Below are 18,688 nucleotides of genomic sequence, written 5' to 3'. Positions count from 1 at the left end.
TTCCTTTCAAATCTGGTCGTAATCTGCCACCATGAAGTATTCCCTGCTACTCCTAAGTGTTTTGTGGCAGCTCACATCAAAGGCTCAGCCATCCAAAACAACCTTATCCGGAATGGTGCGTGATGCCACGGCAAGATCCGCACTCCCGTTCGTGAACATAACCCTGCGCGCTGCAAAGGATAGCAACCTGGTGGCAGGCACTATCACCAGCGAGAAAGGAATGTTCTCCATCGGAAATTTAGAACCCGGTAATTATATCATTCGATGCTCCTATGCCGGATACCAGACCGCGGAACAGGCTGTTCTCATCGGCAGGCTCAGCAGTTTCCAGGACCTTGGATTCATTAATCTAAGTCCTTCCATTACATCCCTCAACGAAGTAACGGTAACCGCCAACCGATCCGGCGTATCAACCGCAATGGATAAAACAACCTTCAGTCTGAGCAGCAATATCAGTCAGGCCGGTGGCTCCGTGCTGGATGCCATGAGGAACCTGCCCGGCATTACAACCAGCAACGGCTTGCTGCTTTTACGCGGGAGTGACAAGGTGATGGTTTTGATCGATGGCAAACAAACTGCCCTCACGGGTTTCGGTGGACAATCAGGTTTGGGGAATATTCCCGCCTCTGCCATCGAGAAGATCGAGATCATCAATAACCCCTCCGCCAAATACGATGCAAACGGGAATGCCGGAATTATCAATATCATTTTTAAAAAAGAAAAGAAAGAAGGGTTCAATGGGAAGATCGGATTGAGTGCAGGCGCAGGCGCTTTATGGATCAAGAAAGAAAATTATCCTGGTATCCGCCCGCAATACCAGGTAACGCCAAAGATCAATCCATCGGTGTCACTCAATTACCGGAAGAACAAAACGAATATTTTCCTGCAGGCGGATAATTTGTATACCCAAACACTCAACAAGAACGAATTTGCAGATCGATACTATGATAACGGGGATACTGTTCGTCAACAAACAAAAAGGAACCGCAACACCAATTTCATAACTGTTAGAACGGGAGTGGATTGGTTCAAAGATGCATCCAACACTTTCACTGTTTCCGGTTTATTCAGCAGTGAAAGTATTAAGGACCGTGGCGATGAACCTTTCTACAATGCAACGCTCAAGGAGCGATACCGCCTCTGGCAGTTCCTCGAAGATGAAGTAAAAACAACTGCCACAGCCACCGCAGTCTGGCAACATAAATTTGCTCAACCGGGCCGGTTGCTGAACGTGAATTTCAATTACACTTTTCACCGCGAAGACGAAAAATATTTCTTCACCAATATCATGCCCTCCTTTACCGGGCTTGATTCCTTTGCTTTACTATCCGATGAGCATGTTGCCGACCTCAACCTGGATTATGTGCAACCATTGAAACATGGACGTTTTGAAACAGGTCTCAAATTCAGAAGACGCTTCATTCCTGTTAACATGCAATTCAAACCCGGCATCAATTCCCCAATCGATGCAAGGGCCGGTGGCTGGGCAGATTACAGCGAAACAATACCTGCAATCTATGGCAACTACATTTTAGAGAGAAGGCAGTTTGAAATTGAAGCCGGTATCCGCGTTGAATATGTGCATGTGGAATACGATGTTAACCCGGATCACCATGTATACAGAAGCGACCACTACCATTATCTACAGCCTTTTGGAAACCTGCGTCTGGGCTATAAGATCGATGACAACAACAAACTCACGTTTGGCTATAATCGACGCGTGGACCGACCCAACGAAGTAGACATCAGGATATTTCCGAAATATGATGATGCAGAGATTATCAAGGTGGGAAATCCCACCTTGCGTCCTCAATTCACCAACAACTTCGAACTGGGCTATAAAACATCCTGGCAGTCTGGTAATTTCTTTGCCGCAGCTTACCACAAAAGCACCAACGCCACCATAACACGTATCGGCACTATAGCTCCAGGCAGCACCATCATTTATAATATTTTCCAGAATGCAGGAAAAAGCAACGCCTACGGAATAGAGCTCATGCTCACACAGGAGACAGCAAAATGGGCTACATTGAATCTTAATCTCAACGGTTATAAGAATACCATCGATGCCTTTAGTATCCTGAACCGATACCCCGTGGAGAGCATTTACACTGCTGAAAAAGAAGATATTTTTTCAGGCAATATCAAGCTAAACATAAATTTCCACCTGCCTTATCAAACAGAAGCACAGCTGACATCAATCTATCAGGCGCCAGACCTTGTTCCGCAGGGCAAAACCTTCGACCGGTTTTCTATCGATATGGGCGTAAAAAAACAAATACAGAAAGGAAAGGGAGAAATTTTTCTCAATGCAACAGATATTGCCAATACACTGCAACTGAAAAAAGAAGTGCATGGAAATGGATTCAGGTATACCAGCTCAGACTATTATGAAACACAGGTGTTTCGCCTGGGATATGCTTACAAATTCTAAAATATGAAAAACAAATCCGGAATTTACCAGTATAAACTCCTGACAGGATTTGGTGCTATGTATCTTTCATTATCGCTCCTGATGCGGGTGATACTGCTGGTGGTTTCTATCAGCAACGCAGCACCAACTTTAGCCTCCCTCATCCGAATTTTCGGTTTTGGATTATTATTCGACATTGGAGTGGCTGTGTTTTTCTTGCTTCCCTACGCAACATATTTATTATTATTCCCTGCAAAATTCAGCAACAGCATTATCAATAAACTGATTACTTATTCAAGTTTTTTTCTCGGAACACTGGTACTGATGTTTTCTTTCTTTGCGGAACTTACCTTCTGGCTGGAATTTGAAAGTCGATTCAATTTCATTGCTGTGGATTACCTGGTCTATACATACGAAGTAGTACAGAACATCAATGAATCCTATCCGCTGCCCGTTCTTATTTCCTGTATGGTACTGGCCGCTTTGCTGATTACCTGGCTATTCGTGAAGCAGGGGATCTTCCGAAATACGTTCAATTATCATGCACCTTTTCGCATAAGGATTGCTGTGTGGTTGTTGTTACTGGGCTTGGGTACACTGTACAGTTTTTTTATCAGTAACCAGTTAGCGGAAACCGGCCATAACCGTTATCAGAATGAATTGTCGAAATCAGGTATCTATTCATTCTTCTCTGCATTCAGGAACAATGAGCTCAATTACGATCAGTTTTACAGGAGGATCAATAACGAGACAGCTTTTAGTATTACAAGAAACGCTTTGCAGGATCCCGGGACCCGGTTTCTGATTGATGAACATAGTATCCGCAGAAAAATCATCGATTCAGGAACTGAAGTGCGTCCCAATGTGATCCTTGTTACCATCGAAAGCCTCAGTGCAGACTTCATGGACCATTTTGGCAACAAGCAACACCTCACACCTATACTGGATTCCCTGGCCAAACAGAACATCTTGTTCGAGAATATGTATGCCACCGGCACACGCACCGTGAGGGGTATGGAAGCGCTTACACTGGCCATTCCGCCAACACCGGGTAGCAGTATCGTGCGAAGGCCTGATAACGACAACCTCTTTACGGTTGGCGCCATATTCCGTTCCAAACAATATGCAACGGGTTTCTTCTATGGTGGCGATGGCTACTTCGATAATATGAACCAGTTTTTTGGGAGCAATGGTTATGATATTACCGATAAGGGTCGCAAGCTGATGGTGGGTGACCGCTTCGCAGCTGCCCGCTACCAGATACCCGACTCCACTATTCATTTCCGCAATGCCTGGGGGATCTGCGATGAAGATGTTTATGATGCTGTGATCCGGGACGCCAACCAAAAACATCGCGAAGGGAAACCCTTCTTCGATTTTGTAATGACCACTTCCAACCATCGCCCCTTCACTTATCCCGATGGGAAAATAAATATCCCTTCAGGATCAGGACGGGAAGGCGCTGTCAGGTATACAGACTATGCAATCGGGCAATTCCTTGCAGCTGCTTCGAAGCAGCCCTGGTCCAGGAACACCGTTATTATTTTTATTGCGGACCATTGCGCCTCCAGCGCCGGCAAGAATGAGATCGATGTTTCAAAGTATCATATACCAGCCATCATCTGCAACCTTCCTGGCAAGCCATCAGGGCACATCACAAAACTCTGCTCCCAGGTAGATCTTTTCCCTACCCTTTTTGGTATCCTGAACTGGAATTATGTTTCCAATTTATATGGCATGAATGTGCTTGAAGAAAAATATCAGCCCAGGGCCTTCCTGGGTACTTACCAAAAACTGGTATACCTGAAACAAGACAGCCTGGTTATTTTGTCACCACAGCAAAAAGTGGAAACCTATAAATACCTGTTCGCAAACAATGAACAATTGCCTGCCGCCTTCAATGGGAATGCTGTGAATGAAGCGATCGCATTTTACCAGTCGGCGTATTACCTGTACAAAAACGGAGGGCTCAAATACTGAGATCACAAGCCGTTCAAAACATCAATCATAAAAGCATGAAACTCCCTCTTCCCTTTCTATTTGTAATGAGCCTGGTGGCGCAGCTTTGCAATGCCCAATCTCCCGGAACAATGAAGCAGGATAGTCTTACTATCAAAAAGCCTTTTCCAAAATACCAGATCCTGCTTCCGGCAACCATGATCAGCTACGGTATCATTTCCATCAAAAACGAAAAGCTGAAAGAAGTCAATTCAAACATGAAAGAAGAACTCTGGACAGAGCGCTCACACAAGCATTTGTCCATCGACAATTATTTGCAATGGGCCCCTGCCTTTGCGGTATATGGGCTCAATGCAATGGGCATAAAGGGTGCGCACAATTTCCGCGACCGAACCATCATATACGGAATGAGTACCGCTATCATGTCTTCCCTTGTTTTTACAGGCAAGAGCATCAGCAAGGAATGGCGACCGGATGGATCCAATAGTTATTCGTTTCCATCAGGCCATACAGCCAATGCTTTTGCTGCAGCAGAGTTCCTGCGAAGAGAGTATAAAGATGTATCGATCTGGTATGGAATAGCTGGTTATGCCGTTGCAGCCACCACCGGGTACATGCGCATGTACAACAACAAACATTGGCTGAGTGACGTGGTTGCTGGCGCAGGCGTGGGTATTCTATCCACTGATCTGGCATATTATCTGTATCCCTCAGTGAAAAGGATTTTTGAAAAGAAAAAAAGTAAACCGGTGGTGGCTATGCCTTTTTATTCAGGCGGAGCTATTTTAGACGCTACTTTATTGAATTAACACCCTCTATATCCACGATCATAAAACTCTTTGCCTCCCTCCCGGCCAGCATCAGTCTGTTCTTATCGATGGCAATACCATATACCCGCTTCAACAAGGGATGTTGCAGGTAACCGGTCAATCTCATTTTTCCATCTGCACCTACCTCTGTAACCGACACTGTATTACTCACAGAATTCAACACAAATGCCCTGTTCCTGTAAAAAGCGATCCGGCCAGGTCCCAGCATAGACGGGTGGCTCAGGGTATCGATAGCAACAGGCTTCAACGGATCAGTTATATCGAAACTCCATACTTTGTTTGCATTATATGCTGCTACCAGCAAATGATTGCCATGAATGGCCAGGGCGCAGGTGCCTTTCAGGTGCGCTGCATCAAATGTTCTGGCAGTGATCACAGGTTTTGATTTATCCTTCACATCCACAGTGATCAGGGAAGAGCCAGGACCATAACCTGCTAAATACAGAACATCATTGCTCACCAATGCAGCAAATGCGCCATCACCGGTATGAAAACTACTGACTATGGCAGGTGCAGCGGGTTTCCTGATATCCAGGATATACAGTTTGCTTTCAGAGCTGTGCGTTACGTATGCGTACCCATCCTTTATGATGATTTTCCGCAACCTGGTGTAGTCCGACCTGTAGGTAGAAAGATAAGAACCTGATCCTCCAATACTGATCGCTGCAACTTTTACAGGTTTATAGGGATTCTCAATGGAATAGACACTTACTACATGATTAGTCATGGATAGTACATACAAATATTTCCCCCAGATGGCAACACTGAAAGCATCCAGGATATCCGGGTCCTTCAAACTATGCGCCATAACTGGTCTTTTCACGTCTTTACAATCGATGATAGCCACATTGTTTCCATCACGGCAAGGAACATACGCAAAACCATTGTCATACAGAATGTCCTCCGGTTCGTTCAATGCATCGATATCAACCATCTTTCCTAAGATACTGGTTGATGATAAAGGGATGGCGCCGGGAATATTATCGGCCATTGCAGTTCCATTTACCTTGTAGAGAAATCCGGCAAGCTCATCCTTTTTGAAGGCTGTTCTTACAATATATCCCTTGTTGGTCCCGGAAAGTGTGATCACCGAATCTACCGTTTCAACCCTGATCCCATGGTCGAGCCAATCATTCGCCACAGTTGGCAGAGCATCAAGCGAATGCCAGCTTTTTCCATTATTAACGGTAACGTATACATGCTTTCTACCGGTATAGGTACTGTAATAAGCTGCGCCATATCCTATATTCACAAAATCATCTGCGGCGTCAACGAGGTTGGTTACGGAATCCCAGACATAACCCAGGTTGGTGCTACGATACAGGTTGCCGGACTGATCGGCCTGTAACAATACGCTCATGCCCAGGTACTCCGTTGCAAACAATGCAGCATTAGTCAGTTGCTGCATTTTGTTCCAGGTGATGCCATCATCGATGCTTTTGTAGACTACGCCCTGCCAGCCATTCACTACTATTCCATTCCCGGTACGTTCCAGTCTGTACAATGCATTTTGGGATATGGCGCCCATATCCTGCCAGGTCCTCCCCCTGTCTTCCGAACGATAGATATGACCACCATCTGAATCCGTATCAGTTACCAGTAATGTTCCGAGCCTGGTATACATGATGGCATAAGAAGCTGCATATTTTTCTCGATTCCTGTTCTTATCCAACAGGGTCCTGAGATGCTTCCATGTTTTTCCCCCATCGGTTGTACCCCACACTTCGGCAGTACCAGTGAGGATATAGAACTCATTCCTGTTGCCGGTTTCGGCAATACAGGTGATATCTACCGGTACCGGTTGAGCGAGAAAATGCCAGTGAAGTCCATTATCATAACTGATGTACAGTTTTCCTTTATTGGCGCCGCGTGCAGCACATAGCACCACATTCTTATCCAGTTGGCGGATGGCATCGATCCTGCCACCGGCTGCAACTTCCTGTATGGTCCAGTTTCCAAAATATTTCCGGATCTCATCATTCCATTCCTGCGGAACTGTTGCCTGCTGCGCAAAGAGCGCAGCAGAGCAGAACAATTCCAGTAATATCAACAATAGTGTAATTTTCATGGTCGTGTTCAAATGGTAAGAAATTATTGTTGCCACCACATCCTGTGATTCATGTTATCGCCACTCATCCGCTGAGCAGCGTCTGTATAATTCACCCTGTTCAAAGATTGCTCACTCAGCGGATAGGGGATCCGGGTGGGAACTTTGTTTTCGTTCACATTGGTTGGACCGGGCACCAGTAAGGGATAGCCGGTACGACGGTATTCATTCCATGCCTCCATTCCTGTAAAGAAAAGTGCAAAGAATTTTTGAAGATGGATCTTAGCCAGTGTGCCATCATACTTCACACCAGGCTGCGCCAGGTACGACGAGTTGAACTCAGCGCCCCAATATTTGAATGAGGCTTCAATAGCTGCATTGTATAAGGTTTCAGCATCTCCTGCGAAATATCCTTTCTGCGCGGCCTCCGCTTTCAGGAACAATACTTCAGACCAGGTGATCCAGATAGCAGGTTCTGTGTTGGACTGAAACCTGGTGCCGAGGTACGACTGGTAATTATACCCTCCATTGTAATTGGCGGATTCCGTTACAGGCAGTGAGTTGGGCAATCCTACATATTCAGGATTGCTGGAACCGGCACTGGCATTGGTGGGCCTGGCGTACTGGAACAGCCTGCTATCGTCAAATTTTTTCAGGGAATCCACAATGAAAGCGCTCACTGATTTGTATTTAAAATCGAAGTCACGCACATAGCCCGGCGCAAGCGGATATACATCTGGCAGCACGCCGCTATATCGATACAGGAAATTATCATCATTGCTTTCCATCAAAGGGTATTGCTGCGGATCAGCCAGCATCGCCTGCATCTCAGTAACAGCCGCCGGTAGCTTTCCGGAAGCACGCATCAGTAAACGAAGCCGCAGGCTGTTGGTGAATTTTTTCCAACGCTGGATATTTCCCTTGTATACCGGGTCTCCACTATACACCAGGGTTTCCGTGGTATCGAAGGAGGTGGCGATATCAGCCAGTTCCTGTAACATCCCCTTGTACACATCTTCCTGTGAATTGTATACGGGAGTAAACTCGCTTGCAGCGCCCTTGCCGGCATTGCTGTATGGGATATCGCCGTATGTATCCGTCAGTACAGAGAACAGATATACTTTCAATACCCGCGCAATGGCCTTGTAGTTGGAAAGTCCGTCGCCACTTTCGCTCATGGCAATGATATCATCGAGGTCCCTCAACCTGTTGTATAGCCCCCAGATCCCATTCGAGTTGGCCGGTAACAATTTGAATCTTTGCACTTCAGTGAACGTATTGTTCATACAGGTATATTGTATCAACTCGTTGTTCAACTCAAATGCATTGCCTACAAGTGTATTGGAGGCATTGTAGATCACCTGCGGAAGTATCACGCCGGGGTTTACGGAAGATGGAACGTTCGGATTGACATTGTCCACTTTAGAACAGGCATTCAGTCCTGCGGATATTATAAAGAGTATGAAATATTTTTTCATAACGAATGATTTAGAAAGTTATTTTCAGATCGAAGCCAATGCTTCTTGTAGATGGGATCTGCGCATTTTCGATACCCGGCACTACGGTACCGCCGGATACAAAAGATGTTTCAGGATCTATATTGGGTACTTTTGAGAACAGCAGCAGATTGCGGCCTGTAAGACTAAGCTGGGCGGATTGCACGAACTTATTCTTCAGCAACCTCGAAGGCAGGCGATAACCGATCATCACTTCACGCAGTTTCACATAAGTGGCGTCGAAAGTGCTGGATTCAACATTCGGGCGTTTGTAATAGCCCCTGTAATAAGTATACGCAGCAACACGCTCTGTATTGGGCGCCCAACTGCCATCACCTTTCTGCACCACGCCATCACCTACTAATCCTTCCTCCCTTCCAGGCAGTGTATTGGCCAGGCTTCCGGCTTCGGTGCCGGTGACATGGGTATAGGAATAGATCTTTCCTCCGAACTTGCCATCGAACAGGAAATTGAACAACCAGTCTTTATACCTGAAACTGTTCCTGATACCTCCGATCCAGTCTGGATTGTAATTACCCAGCCTGATCGTATTACTGGTGAATACGGGAACACCATTCTTGTACACCACTTTGCCGTCAGGGTTTCTCAGAAGTCCTACGCCATAGATATCGCCCATTCTTCCTCCAACCCTTGCTTCGATGGTAGCTCCCTGGGCAGAGGCCATTACATAACTTTCAACGCCATCGGCAAGCTCCACTACTTCACTCCTGTTGGCGGATGCAGTCAATGTTACATCCCAAACCAGTTTCGATCTCACAGGTGTGATCCCCAGTACAGCTTCCCATCCTTTGTTGTTGATCTTTCCGGCATTCATCACTTTGGCGCCATACCCGGTGGCGGTGCTCAACGGGCTTCTCAATATCTGGTTGCGGCTGGAAGCGGAATACCAGGTAAGATCGAGGCTTACTCTGTTGTTGAAAAGCTTCAGCTCTGTGCCCACTTCAAAAGATCCGGTGATCTCCGGCTTCAATGCGGTATTGGGAATTACTGAAGGAAGTCCAACTGTGCCGGGAAGCGTGTTGTATTCATAATAAGCACTGGTCTGGTAAGGATCCGTATCATTACCTACCTGAGCATACGACAATCTTGTTTTCCAGTAATTCAACACTGCTGAACGAATGGGAAACAACTCCGTCATCAATGCACTCAATGAAGCGGAAGAATAGAAATAGGAATTGTTGCCTTTTGGTAATGTGGAAGACCAGTCATTACGCGCAGTCAGTTGCAGGAAAAGCATATTCCTGTATTCGATATCGGCCACGCCATACAAGCTATTCACCCGCTTCACGGTATTGACCTCATCAACGATCGGGCGTCCGGAAGCGTTGCCCAGGTTGTATACATTGGGGATCACCAGTCCGTTTGCCGTTACAGTATTGCTGCTGGTGTTGATCTGAAGGTTATTGCCACCTGCACTGGCAGTGATATTGAAGTTGCCCAGTTTCGGCGCTGTATAGGTAAGCAGGAAATCAGAGTTGCGTTCGAAATAATTGATGTCCTGCCTCCTGTAAAGTCCATTTACTGCCACTACAGAACCTATAGGTCTTTGCGACGCCCTGTTCTCACCTGAATAATCGATACCTGTTCTCAACATCAACGAAAGCTGCGGCAGGATGGAATAGTTCAGGTAAGCATTACCGAATACACGGTTCCGCTTCATGCTGTTGAGCTGCTCATACATAGTCATGTATGGATTATCGCCCCAGGTGAAATAATAGTTTTGTTTTATTCCTTCCTGGCCTTTGATCCAATAATCTTTGAACCAGTCCATGGTTGCATTTCTTTCCGTCCAGATAAAATTATAAGTAGGAGAAGCGCCACCATAGCCTATCACAGGAAGATTCTCACTATAGCTGCTGATATAATTGATATTGGCATTGAAACTGAGTTTGGAGCTCAGGTGCACGGTGCTGTTGGTATTGAACTGATGCCTGTGCAACTCCGTATTGGGCATGATGCCGGTTTGATTGTAATTGTTGTAGCTCACCCTGAAATTACCTACCTCACCGGATTTCTGAATGGAAACGCCATTCATCATGGTGCGGCCTGTAACATAAAAATCCTTTACATTATCAGGATATGCTCTCCAGGGAATCCTTGTACGTTTTCCATCTGGGCCTACAGGTGATCCGAATTGTACAAATTCCTGTCCTTCAAACTTCGCGCCCCAGTTGTGCCCGGAATTGGAGGTATTGGGGCCATCGGGGCCATCGCCATAAGAATAGTATTTGAGGCCAACACCTGTACCACCGCCATATTCATTCTGGAAATCGGGTGTTTTCAAAACCCGGTCGAAACTGATATTACTGGTTACAGATACTCCCAGCCTGTTGCTGCCAGATGCTTTTTTGGTTTTGATGATCAGTACGCCATTAGCCGCGCGTGATCCGTACAAGGCAGCAGCATTGGGACCTTTCATGATACTAATACTCTCTATATCATCCGGGTTTATTTCTGCGCCACCACTTCCATAGTCGATAGACAGATCACTGGTGCTGGCTGTTCCAAGATTGTTATTGATGGGCACGCCGTCCACCACTACCATGGCGATGTTCTTGTTGATATTGAGCGATGATTCCCCACGCAACACTATTCTGTTGGAGCCTGCGAGCCCACCGGAAACCTGGGTCATGTTCAAACCGGCAACCCTTCCCTGCAAACTGCTCAGCACATTACCGCCTTTTACAGTATTCATATCATCTCCCTTCACCTCCTGAACTGCATAGCCAAGCTTCTTTTTCGCCCTGGTAATACCCAGTGAAGTAACCACCACTTCTTCGAGGTCTTTGTTAAGTGTTCTCAGTTTCACCAGGAGCGTATTGTTTTCTCCTTTCTTGATACTGATGCCAGTAATACTATTCGGTTGATAGTTGACGTGAGTGAACCGGATATCGTATTTTGTACCCTGCTTTAAACCGATTGTATTGAATTCTCCTTTTTCATTACTGCTGGCATAATGTATTTTGCCGGATTTGTCCTGTGGCCTGCATTCCACACTTACATCCCTTATGGGTTCTCCGGCCTCATCTACTATCATTCCTTTGATAACGCCGTCCTGGGCCCATGCTTCAACCGGAAGCAGCGCCATCAGGAAAAGCAGTGGCGTAACTATTTTTAAACATTTCAATAAAGTCATACAATTGGGTTTGAGCAAAAGCTGTCCTGTGCGCACCCGGGAGCGCACAATCGAACTTTTATTTATTGAGGATTATTTGATGATCTTGTATCCTTCCTGGAAAGACTGGACTTCTAGTTTATTCAAAGCAGCAATCACTTTCAATATGGCTTCAATTTCCTGGCCTGCTTCGAAGTTTCCAGTGAACATGATGCCAGACAGGTCCTGTTTATCGAATTGAATATTCACTTTGTATTTCTTCTCCAACGCATTCAACACCTGTTCCAGTGGTGTTTGTTTGAAAGAGAGCCCTAAGGGCCCTGGTTTCCCTTTTTTTATCCTGTCAACCATTTGTTGCACTGGTTCAGGTTTGACAATTTTCTGAACAACTACAATACTTTGATTGTGAAAACCTGTTGCCTGTTGCCCTTTCAACAAATACACCGTTCTGGCGGCAGGCGTTGCGTAATCCTGTACTTTTACTTTACCTTCTAACAATTCAACTATTGTACTATCAATACTGTCAGACACTTCAAATACGGTTCCCAATGCAGTAGTGGAAAGATGCTTGCCATACACAACAAATGGCTGATCCTGCAGTTTTTTTACGGAGAACCTGCCCTTTCCTTCAAGGTATAATTTTCTTCCTTCTACATTATAAGAGGCATCATACCGGAGAGAACTTCCCGGATAGAGTATAACCGTGCTGCTGTCTTTAAGCAGGAGGGATCTTGATGAGTCGCCTGAACTGATGACCACCTGATCTTTCATTGCCAGCTGTGTAGCTTGTTCACTTTTAGTCTTCGTGTTGTGGCTGAGTATCAGCCAGGCTGTGATGGTCAGCGCAGCTGTTGCTAAAGCTGCGGCAAGCGCCAGTTTCCTTTTCCACCATGGCAGTTGACGGTACACGCCCTGTTGCTTCACAGCAGTAATGGCTGCCTGTTGAATTTCCTGACCGATCAACCGCCTTACTCCCTCCTTGTCAAATGCAGGCTGGGCGATGGTTGTATCCCTTTGAACAGCATCCTTGTTTTCCATCCATTCAGCATATATACCCGCCTCTTCTTGTTGCAGCAATTCAAGCAACTGTTGCAACTCTTCAGCCGTGGCTGATCCGTTCAATGACTTCCTGATAAGTGATGAGATATCCTGCATGTTCTATTATAAAATGTAAAAGGGTACAAAAAAGGGGGCGCCGGGAATGTTATCTAAATATTAAGTGATTCACTGCATGATCCAGAGCAATAGCATATACATGCTCAGGTCTTTTTGTAATGCATATCTTTTGAGCGTACTCATAGCGGATTTCACGTATTCCTTCACGGTGTCTTCGGAAACGTTCAATGTTGATGCAGCTTCGCTGTAGGATTTTCCCTGCATTTTGCAGAGTTCGAAGGCTAGCTTTTTACGGGCGGGCAGCCTGTGAATGGCATTGGAAAGGAGCCGGACTTTATGAAGATAGACCTCATCGGAGGCATTATCGTTACTGTCTGCAGGATCGGAGCTGCTCTCTTCCAGTGATTGCAGACGTTGACGGGCCAGGAGCCGAACCCGGCTCATGGTCAAATAAAAGCTGGTGGTAAATAGCCAGCCGGCAACGGACTGACTGTTGTAAAGACGTGAACGGTTTTCCCATAACTGAAGGAATACAGACTGGAGCAGGTCTTCCGCTTCCTGCTGATGTGGTAAGAGCTTGAAAATATTCCTGAACAATGCATCACTATAATGATCATACAATGCGTTGAAAGCCGTTTCATCGCTTGCATTCAGTGCCTGTACCAATTCATTGTTTGCGGGGAGCATCATTACAATGAACGAAATTAGGAAGCAGCCAACAGTATTGCTATCAAATCAGTATTAAGAAAATGTAAAGGACAGCATTCGTTATAAGAAATTTTGAACCTGCCCTTCATACAGGACATTTCCGGTTGAGTGCAGGTTCGGGTTTTAGAAGAAATCTCTTTACCTTTGCCCGGTGAAAAAGTGCTTCCTGCACATATTACTGTTAGTGCTTATTGGTCAATCCACCAACATGGTACAGTTGGTCAAACTGCCCAAACTGTTCGAGCATTTTAAGGAACACAGGGCGCTCAACCCTGAGGTAGGCATGTTGAAATACCTCTCCATGCACTATTGGGGAGAGGATTTCAACGATGATGATGATGAGAAGGACATGCAGCTTCCCTTCAAAAAATATGATATCAATATTCTCGCCACCCTTTTCGTATCCAATCATAAACTTCCCGCGTTAACGCCGCATAACTGGATCATCGAAAAAGATTTCGGCATCGAACAACCGGATTTCTATTATAATCCTGCCGGACAATCGCTTTTCCGCCCTCCCAGAGCATAGATCGCAACAACATCGTACAGCTATTACGCTGTTTGTAATGCCACTACCATCCCGGTAAGTGGTTAATCGTTCGTGCATTTATACTCAGATCGTATGCTTAACAGGATAATCAGGTTCTCAGTTAGAAATAAACTGGCAATTGCTCTATTTACATTGGTATGGATCGTATACGGGTCCTGGCAACTCACGCAATTGCCCATCGACGCAGTTCCGGACATCACCAATAACCAGGTACAGGTGATCACCACAGCTCCATCACTCGGCGCAGAAGATGTAGAAAGATTGATCACATTTCCCATCGAACTGGCAGTAAGCAATGTGCCGGGTGTGAAGGAAAGCAGGAGCTTGTCGCGCTTCGGGCTCTCCCTGATCTCCATCGTATTTGAAGATGATGTAGACGTATATTGGGCCAGGCAACAGGTTACAGAAAGACTTTCACAGGTTGAAATAAACGAAAACGCGAATACACCTTCTCTCGCTCCCGTCACAACAGGGCTTGGCGAGATCTACCAGTATGTGCTCAGAACTAAAAAAGGGTATGAAACGAAATACTCGCTCACAGACCTGAGAACTATACAGGACTGGATGGTGAAAAGACAATTACTCGGCACGCCAGGCGTAGCCGATGTATCCACCTTTGGCGGCATGCTGAAACAATATGAAGTGGCCGTCAACCCTGCCCGGTTGAAAGCCATGAACATCACCATCTCAGATGTGTTCACCGCACTGAAGAAAAACAATCAGAACACCGGCGGCGCTTATATCGAGAAAGGCCCGGCAGTATTGTTCATCCGCAGTGTTGGCTTAACGAAGACCATTGCGGACATCAACAAGATCGTTGTAAAAGTGAACAACGGCACACCGGTATTGATCAGCCATGTTGCCGAAGTAAGGCCCGGTTCCGCCGTGCGCTATGGCGCGCTCACGATGGCTGGCGAAGGTGAAGTATGCGGCGGCATCGTGATGATGATCAAAGGAGGCAATTCCTCACAGGTGATCGAAACAGTGAAAGCCCGCATCATCGATATTCAAAAATCATTACCGGAAGGAATTGTGATAGAACCCTTTCTCGACCGGACCAAAATGGTGAACAACGCAATCGGTACAGTTGAAAAGAATTTGCTGGAAGGTGCGCTCATTGTGATTTTGGTGCTGGTATTGTTCCTCGGCAACCTGCGTGCAGGATTGATCGTGGCATCAGTGATCCCTTTGTCTATGCTCTTTGCCGTAGCCATGATGAACCTTTTCGGCGTGAGCGGTAACCTCATGAGTCTCGGTGCGCTGGATTTTGGATTGATCGTGGATGGAGCGGTGATCATCGTGGAAGCCATTTTGCATTATATCCATTCTTCCAAAAAATTTGCGCATACCAACAGGATCTCGCAGATAGAAATGAACGAAGCTGTTTCTTCCTCTGCATCGCGTATGATGAATGCAGCGGTATTCGGGCAGATCATCATCCTGATCGTATACCTGCCGATCCTTTCGCTCACCGGCATCGAAGGTAAAATGTTCAAGCCGATGGCACAGACCGTGGCCTTTGCCATATTGGGCGCCTTCATTCTTTCCCTTACTTATGTGCCGATGATCAGTTCGCTGCTCATCAGTAAGAAAATCCCACACAAACTCAATATCAGTGAAAGGATCATGGAGAAAGCAGGAAAGCTTTATCAACGGGCCTTGCGGAGAGTGCTGATGGTGCGTAAACTGGTTGTGGCAGCCACTTTCCTGCTGTTCGCGTTTGCGATCATCATTTTCAATCGAATGGGAGGAGAATTCATTCCACAATTGGAAGAAGGTGATTTTGCCGTGGAGACCAGGTTGCTGGTAGGCGCCAATCTCTCCACCACCATCACTGCCATCAACCGTATCTCCGATACTCTGAAAGCAAAATATCCCGAAGTGGAAAAGATCGTATCGCGTATCGGCAGTGCGGAGATCCCAACAGACCCGATGCCCATCGAAGGCGGCGATATGATCATTGTGCTGAAAGAAAAAGAAAAATGGACAAATGCAAAAAGCTTTGCAGAACTGGCGGATAAAATGTCGGCCACCGCACAAGAAGTGGTGCCTGGCGTCACCACAGGTTTCCAGTATCCTGTTCAGATGCGCTTCAATGAATTGATGACGGGCGCCAAGCAGGATGTGGTTTGTAAAATTTTCGGCGAAGACCTCGACAAACTAGCGGCCTATGCAGGTGAGCTGGGCGCCATCGCAAAAACAGTGGATGGAACAGCAGACTGGTATATTGAAACGGTTACCGGTATGCCGCAGATTGTGGTGGATTTCAACAGGGATGAGATCGCAAAATACGGTCTGGATATCGAGACTATCAATACCACCATCCACGCAGCATTTGCTGGCGCAGCAGCGGGTAAAGTATATGAAGGCGAAAAGAGCTTCGATCTTACCATCAGGGTTGGTGACGAAGGAAGAAGGAATATCGAAGATGTGAGGAACCTTCAGATTGCCACTCCTGGCGGCCTGCAGATCCCCTTATACCAGGTTGCATCCATCGATGAGATCGAAGGGCCCAACCAGATCCAGCGTGAGAACACGAGAAGGCGCATTATTGTAGGATTCAATGTACGCGGCCGCGATGTGCAATCCATTGTTGAGGAGCTGCAGCAAAAAGTAGAAAAAGGTTTGAAGATGGATGCCGGCTATACCGTCAGTTTTGGTGGCGCATTCGAGAACCTGCAACAGGCAAAAAAGCGGTTAGGCATAGCCGTACCTGTAGCGCTCCTTCTCATTTTCGGCATGTTGTATTTTGCATTTTCTTCCCTGAAAGAAAGTGTACTGATCTATACGGCCATCCCACTCTCGGCCATCGGCGGCGTATTTGCGCTGGCCATGAGGGATATGCCATTCAGTATCTCCGCAGGAGTAGGTTTTATCGCATTGTTCGGTGTGGCGGTATTGAATGGTATCGTACTCATTTCTGAATTCAACCGCATCAAAAAGGACGGCCATATCACCGATACATTGGATCTGGTATTAACAGGAACGCGTAACCGCTTAAGGCCGGTGCTGATGACGGCCGCTGTAGCCAGCCTTGGTTTCCTCCCGATGGCTGCCAGCAACGGTGCAGGCGCAGAAGTGCAGCGCCCACTTGCAACCGTGGTCATAGGTGGACTGATCTCTGCTACTTTCCTCACTTTGTTCGTTTTGCCTGCCTTGTATCTATTGTTTAACCGGGCAACAATAAAACGAATGAAAAAACCAGTATCCGCAATGATCCTCTGCCTTGCGCTCGGAGCAGTTGCATCGGGTCAAACTCCTGTAAGCTTGCAGGAATCAGAAAAACTGGCATCCCGCAATAACCTGCAAATGCAAAGTGCAAGATTAAACCAGCAGGCTGCTGAGAAGCTGACCAGGTCAGGGTTTGATCCGGCCAAAACAGAACTGACAGGCGACTACGGACATGTGAACAGCGCCTACAATGATTCGCGTATCGGCATCAGTCAGACCATCAATTTCCCATCTGTATACACGCAACGGTCCAAAATACTGAAGACGGATTTCCAGGTTGCGCAACAGGATACACGTTTGTCTGAACTGGAATTGCAGGCACAGGTGCGTGCCGCATTCTTTGAATATGTATCGATGATAAAACGGCAGGCATTGTTGCAATATGCAGACAGCCTGTATCGCCTGTTTGCATCCACTTCCAACAAAAGGTTTGAAAGTGGAGCCGCCAATATCCTGGAGAAGACAGCCGCAGAAACGCAGCAACAACAGATCAGCATTCAATTGCAGCAACTGGAAACTGATATAAAAATTGTGCTGTACCGCTTCAATTACCTGATACAGGACTCTGTACCGCGTGTTCCTGATGCCGCCAATCTGAAATTCCCGGAAACAGTGTCAGAGAGCGATCCATCTGTTTCGATCCGTGAGCTGCCTGCCTGGCAGCGATCTCAACTGATTGCCGGGAACGAATACAACCGTTTCAAACTGGAAAAAGCAAAACTGTTACCTGATCTTACCATCGGTTATAATAACCAAAGTCTGCAAGGTGTGCAGAATATAGATGGACAGGATAAATTCTATAATAGTGGACATCGCTTCAGTTATTTCAGTGCAGGGATCAGCATACCGCTGTTCTACGGCGCGCAGGCTGCACGTGTAAAGTCTGCTAAATTATCCTGGGAAAGCAAGGTTAAAGAAGCCACCCAGGTGGAAATACAACTCCGCACCGGATTGCAGATCGCCAAACAGGAAGTGGACAAATTCCGCGAAACCATCCGTTATTATGAAACCAGCGGACTCAATAATGCAGCACTATTGATCAGCACCGCTGACGAGCAATTCAAAGCAGGCGAGATCGATTATCTCCAATGGGTGCTTATCGTAAATCAATCCATCGGCATTCAGAAGGAATATATCGATCATCTCAACAATTACAACCAGGCTGTTATCCAATTACACAAACTCAGCAATAAATAAGGAAA

General features: G+C 46.4%; 10 protein-coding genes. 5 read left to right on the top strand and 5 right to left on the bottom strand.

The genetic code is table 11. The annotated features are described in order from the left end of the window. Window positions 1-31 precede the first annotated feature (31 nt). From D9Y29_RS24380 to D9Y29_RS24370, 3 genes are read left to right on the top strand one after another with little or no spacing between them, the layout of a single operon-like run. Window positions 32-2,434: a TonB-dependent receptor gene (locus D9Y29_RS24380; RefSeq protein WP_127132861.1), complete on the top strand. Its 2,403-nt coding sequence runs from the start codon at window positions 32-34 to the stop codon at window positions 2,432-2,434. A 3-nt stretch (window positions 2,435-2,437) separates the two neighbouring features. Further along, window positions 2,438-4,393, top strand: coding sequence for an LTA synthase family protein (locus tag D9Y29_RS24375; protein WP_127132860.1), 1,956 nt, complete (start codon window positions 2,438-2,440; stop codon window positions 4,391-4,393). 35 nt (window positions 4,394-4,428) lie between these two features. Next, window positions 4,429-5,181 carry a phosphatase PAP2 family protein gene (locus tag D9Y29_RS24370; RefSeq protein ID WP_127132859.1) on the top strand — a complete coding sequence of 251 codons (753 nt, stop codon included), beginning with the start codon at window positions 4,429-4,431 and terminating at the stop codon, window positions 5,179-5,181. On the opposite strand, the gene D9Y29_RS24365 is transcribed toward D9Y29_RS24370, so the two are convergent. The 5 genes from D9Y29_RS24365 to D9Y29_RS24345 form a co-directional block, all read right to left on the bottom strand. Then, a complete protein-coding gene (locus D9Y29_RS24365) occupies window positions 5,165-7,270 on the bottom strand; it encodes a hypothetical protein (protein ID WP_127132858.1) in 2,106 nt (701 codons plus the stop codon). The genes D9Y29_RS24370 and D9Y29_RS24365 overlap by 17 nt on opposite strands. 23 nt (window positions 7,271-7,293) lie before the next feature. Continuing rightward, window positions 7,294-8,727: a SusD/RagB family nutrient-binding outer membrane lipoprotein gene (locus D9Y29_RS24360; RefSeq protein WP_127132857.1), complete on the bottom strand. Its 1,434-nt coding sequence runs from the start codon at window positions 8,725-8,727 to the stop codon at window positions 7,294-7,296. A gap of 10 nt (window positions 8,728-8,737) precedes the next feature. Further along, on the bottom strand, window positions 8,738-11,902 hold the full coding sequence (locus D9Y29_RS24355; RefSeq protein WP_127132856.1) for a SusC/RagA family TonB-linked outer membrane protein: 3,165 nt from the start codon (window positions 11,900-11,902) through the stop codon (window positions 8,738-8,740). 72 nt (window positions 11,903-11,974) lie between these two features. Further along, the gene (locus D9Y29_RS24350) at window positions 11,975-13,036 is read right to left on the bottom strand and encodes a FecR family protein (RefSeq protein ID WP_127132855.1); all 1,062 of its coding nucleotides are present in this window, start codon (window positions 13,034-13,036) and stop codon (window positions 11,975-11,977) included. A gap of 69 nt (window positions 13,037-13,105) precedes the next feature. Continuing rightward, window positions 13,106-13,687, bottom strand: coding sequence for an RNA polymerase sigma factor (locus D9Y29_RS24345; RefSeq protein ID WP_127132854.1), 582 nt, complete (start codon window positions 13,685-13,687; stop codon window positions 13,106-13,108). 226 nt (window positions 13,688-13,913) lie between these two features. Between D9Y29_RS24345 and D9Y29_RS24340 the strand changes: the two genes are divergently transcribed. Together D9Y29_RS24340 and D9Y29_RS24335 are read left to right on the top strand one after the other, a co-directional pair. Continuing rightward, window positions 13,914-14,234, top strand: coding sequence for a hypothetical protein (locus D9Y29_RS24340; protein WP_127132853.1), 321 nt, complete (start codon window positions 13,914-13,916; stop codon window positions 14,232-14,234). 93 nt (window positions 14,235-14,327) lie between these two features. Beyond that, entirely contained in the window at window positions 14,328-18,683 is a 4,356-nt protein-coding gene (locus D9Y29_RS24335; RefSeq protein WP_127132852.1) for a CusA/CzcA family heavy metal efflux RND transporter, read from the top strand. Window positions 18,684-18,688: the final 5 nt, after the last annotated feature.

Origin of the sequence: Pseudoflavitalea rhizosphaerae, assembly GCF_003991355.1 — a bacterium.
Lineage (GTDB): Bacteria > Bacteroidota > Bacteroidia > Chitinophagales > Chitinophagaceae > Pseudobacter > Pseudobacter rhizosphaerae.
This window is presented reverse-complemented; position numbering and strand designations above follow the sequence as displayed.

What these genes read in the sequence shown, in the direction of transcription:
- D9Y29_RS24380 (WP_127132861.1), top strand. Translation starts at nt 32, where the DNA reads ATGAAGTATTCCCTGCTACTCCTAAGTGTTTTGTGGCAGCTCACATCA.
- D9Y29_RS24375 (WP_127132860.1), top strand. Translation starts at nt 2,438, where the DNA reads ATGAAAAACAAATCCGGAATTTACCAGTATAAACTCCTGACAGGATTT.
- D9Y29_RS24370 (WP_127132859.1), top strand. Translation starts at nt 4,429, where the DNA reads ATGAAACTCCCTCTTCCCTTTCTATTTGTAATGAGCCTGGTGGCGCAG.
- D9Y29_RS24365 (WP_127132858.1), bottom strand. Translation starts at nt 7,270, where the DNA reads ATGAAAATTACACTATTGTTGATATTACTGGAATTGTTCTGCTCTGCT.
- D9Y29_RS24360 (WP_127132857.1), bottom strand. Translation starts at nt 8,727, where the DNA reads ATGAAAAAATATTTCATACTCTTTATAATATCCGCAGGACTGAATGCC.
- D9Y29_RS24355 (WP_127132856.1), bottom strand. Translation starts at nt 11,902, where the DNA reads ATGACTTTATTGAAATGTTTAAAAATAGTTACGCCACTGCTTTTCCTG.
- D9Y29_RS24350 (WP_127132855.1), bottom strand. Translation starts at nt 13,036, where the DNA reads ATGCAGGATATCTCATCACTTATCAGGAAGTCATTGAACGGATCAGCC.
- D9Y29_RS24345 (WP_127132854.1), bottom strand. Translation starts at nt 13,687, where the DNA reads ATGATGCTCCCCGCAAACAATGAATTGGTACAGGCACTGAATGCAAGC.
- D9Y29_RS24340 (WP_127132853.1), top strand. Translation starts at nt 13,914, where the DNA reads ATGGTACAGTTGGTCAAACTGCCCAAACTGTTCGAGCATTTTAAGGAA.
- D9Y29_RS24335 (WP_127132852.1), top strand. Translation starts at nt 14,328, where the DNA reads ATGCTTAACAGGATAATCAGGTTCTCAGTTAGAAATAAACTGGCAATT.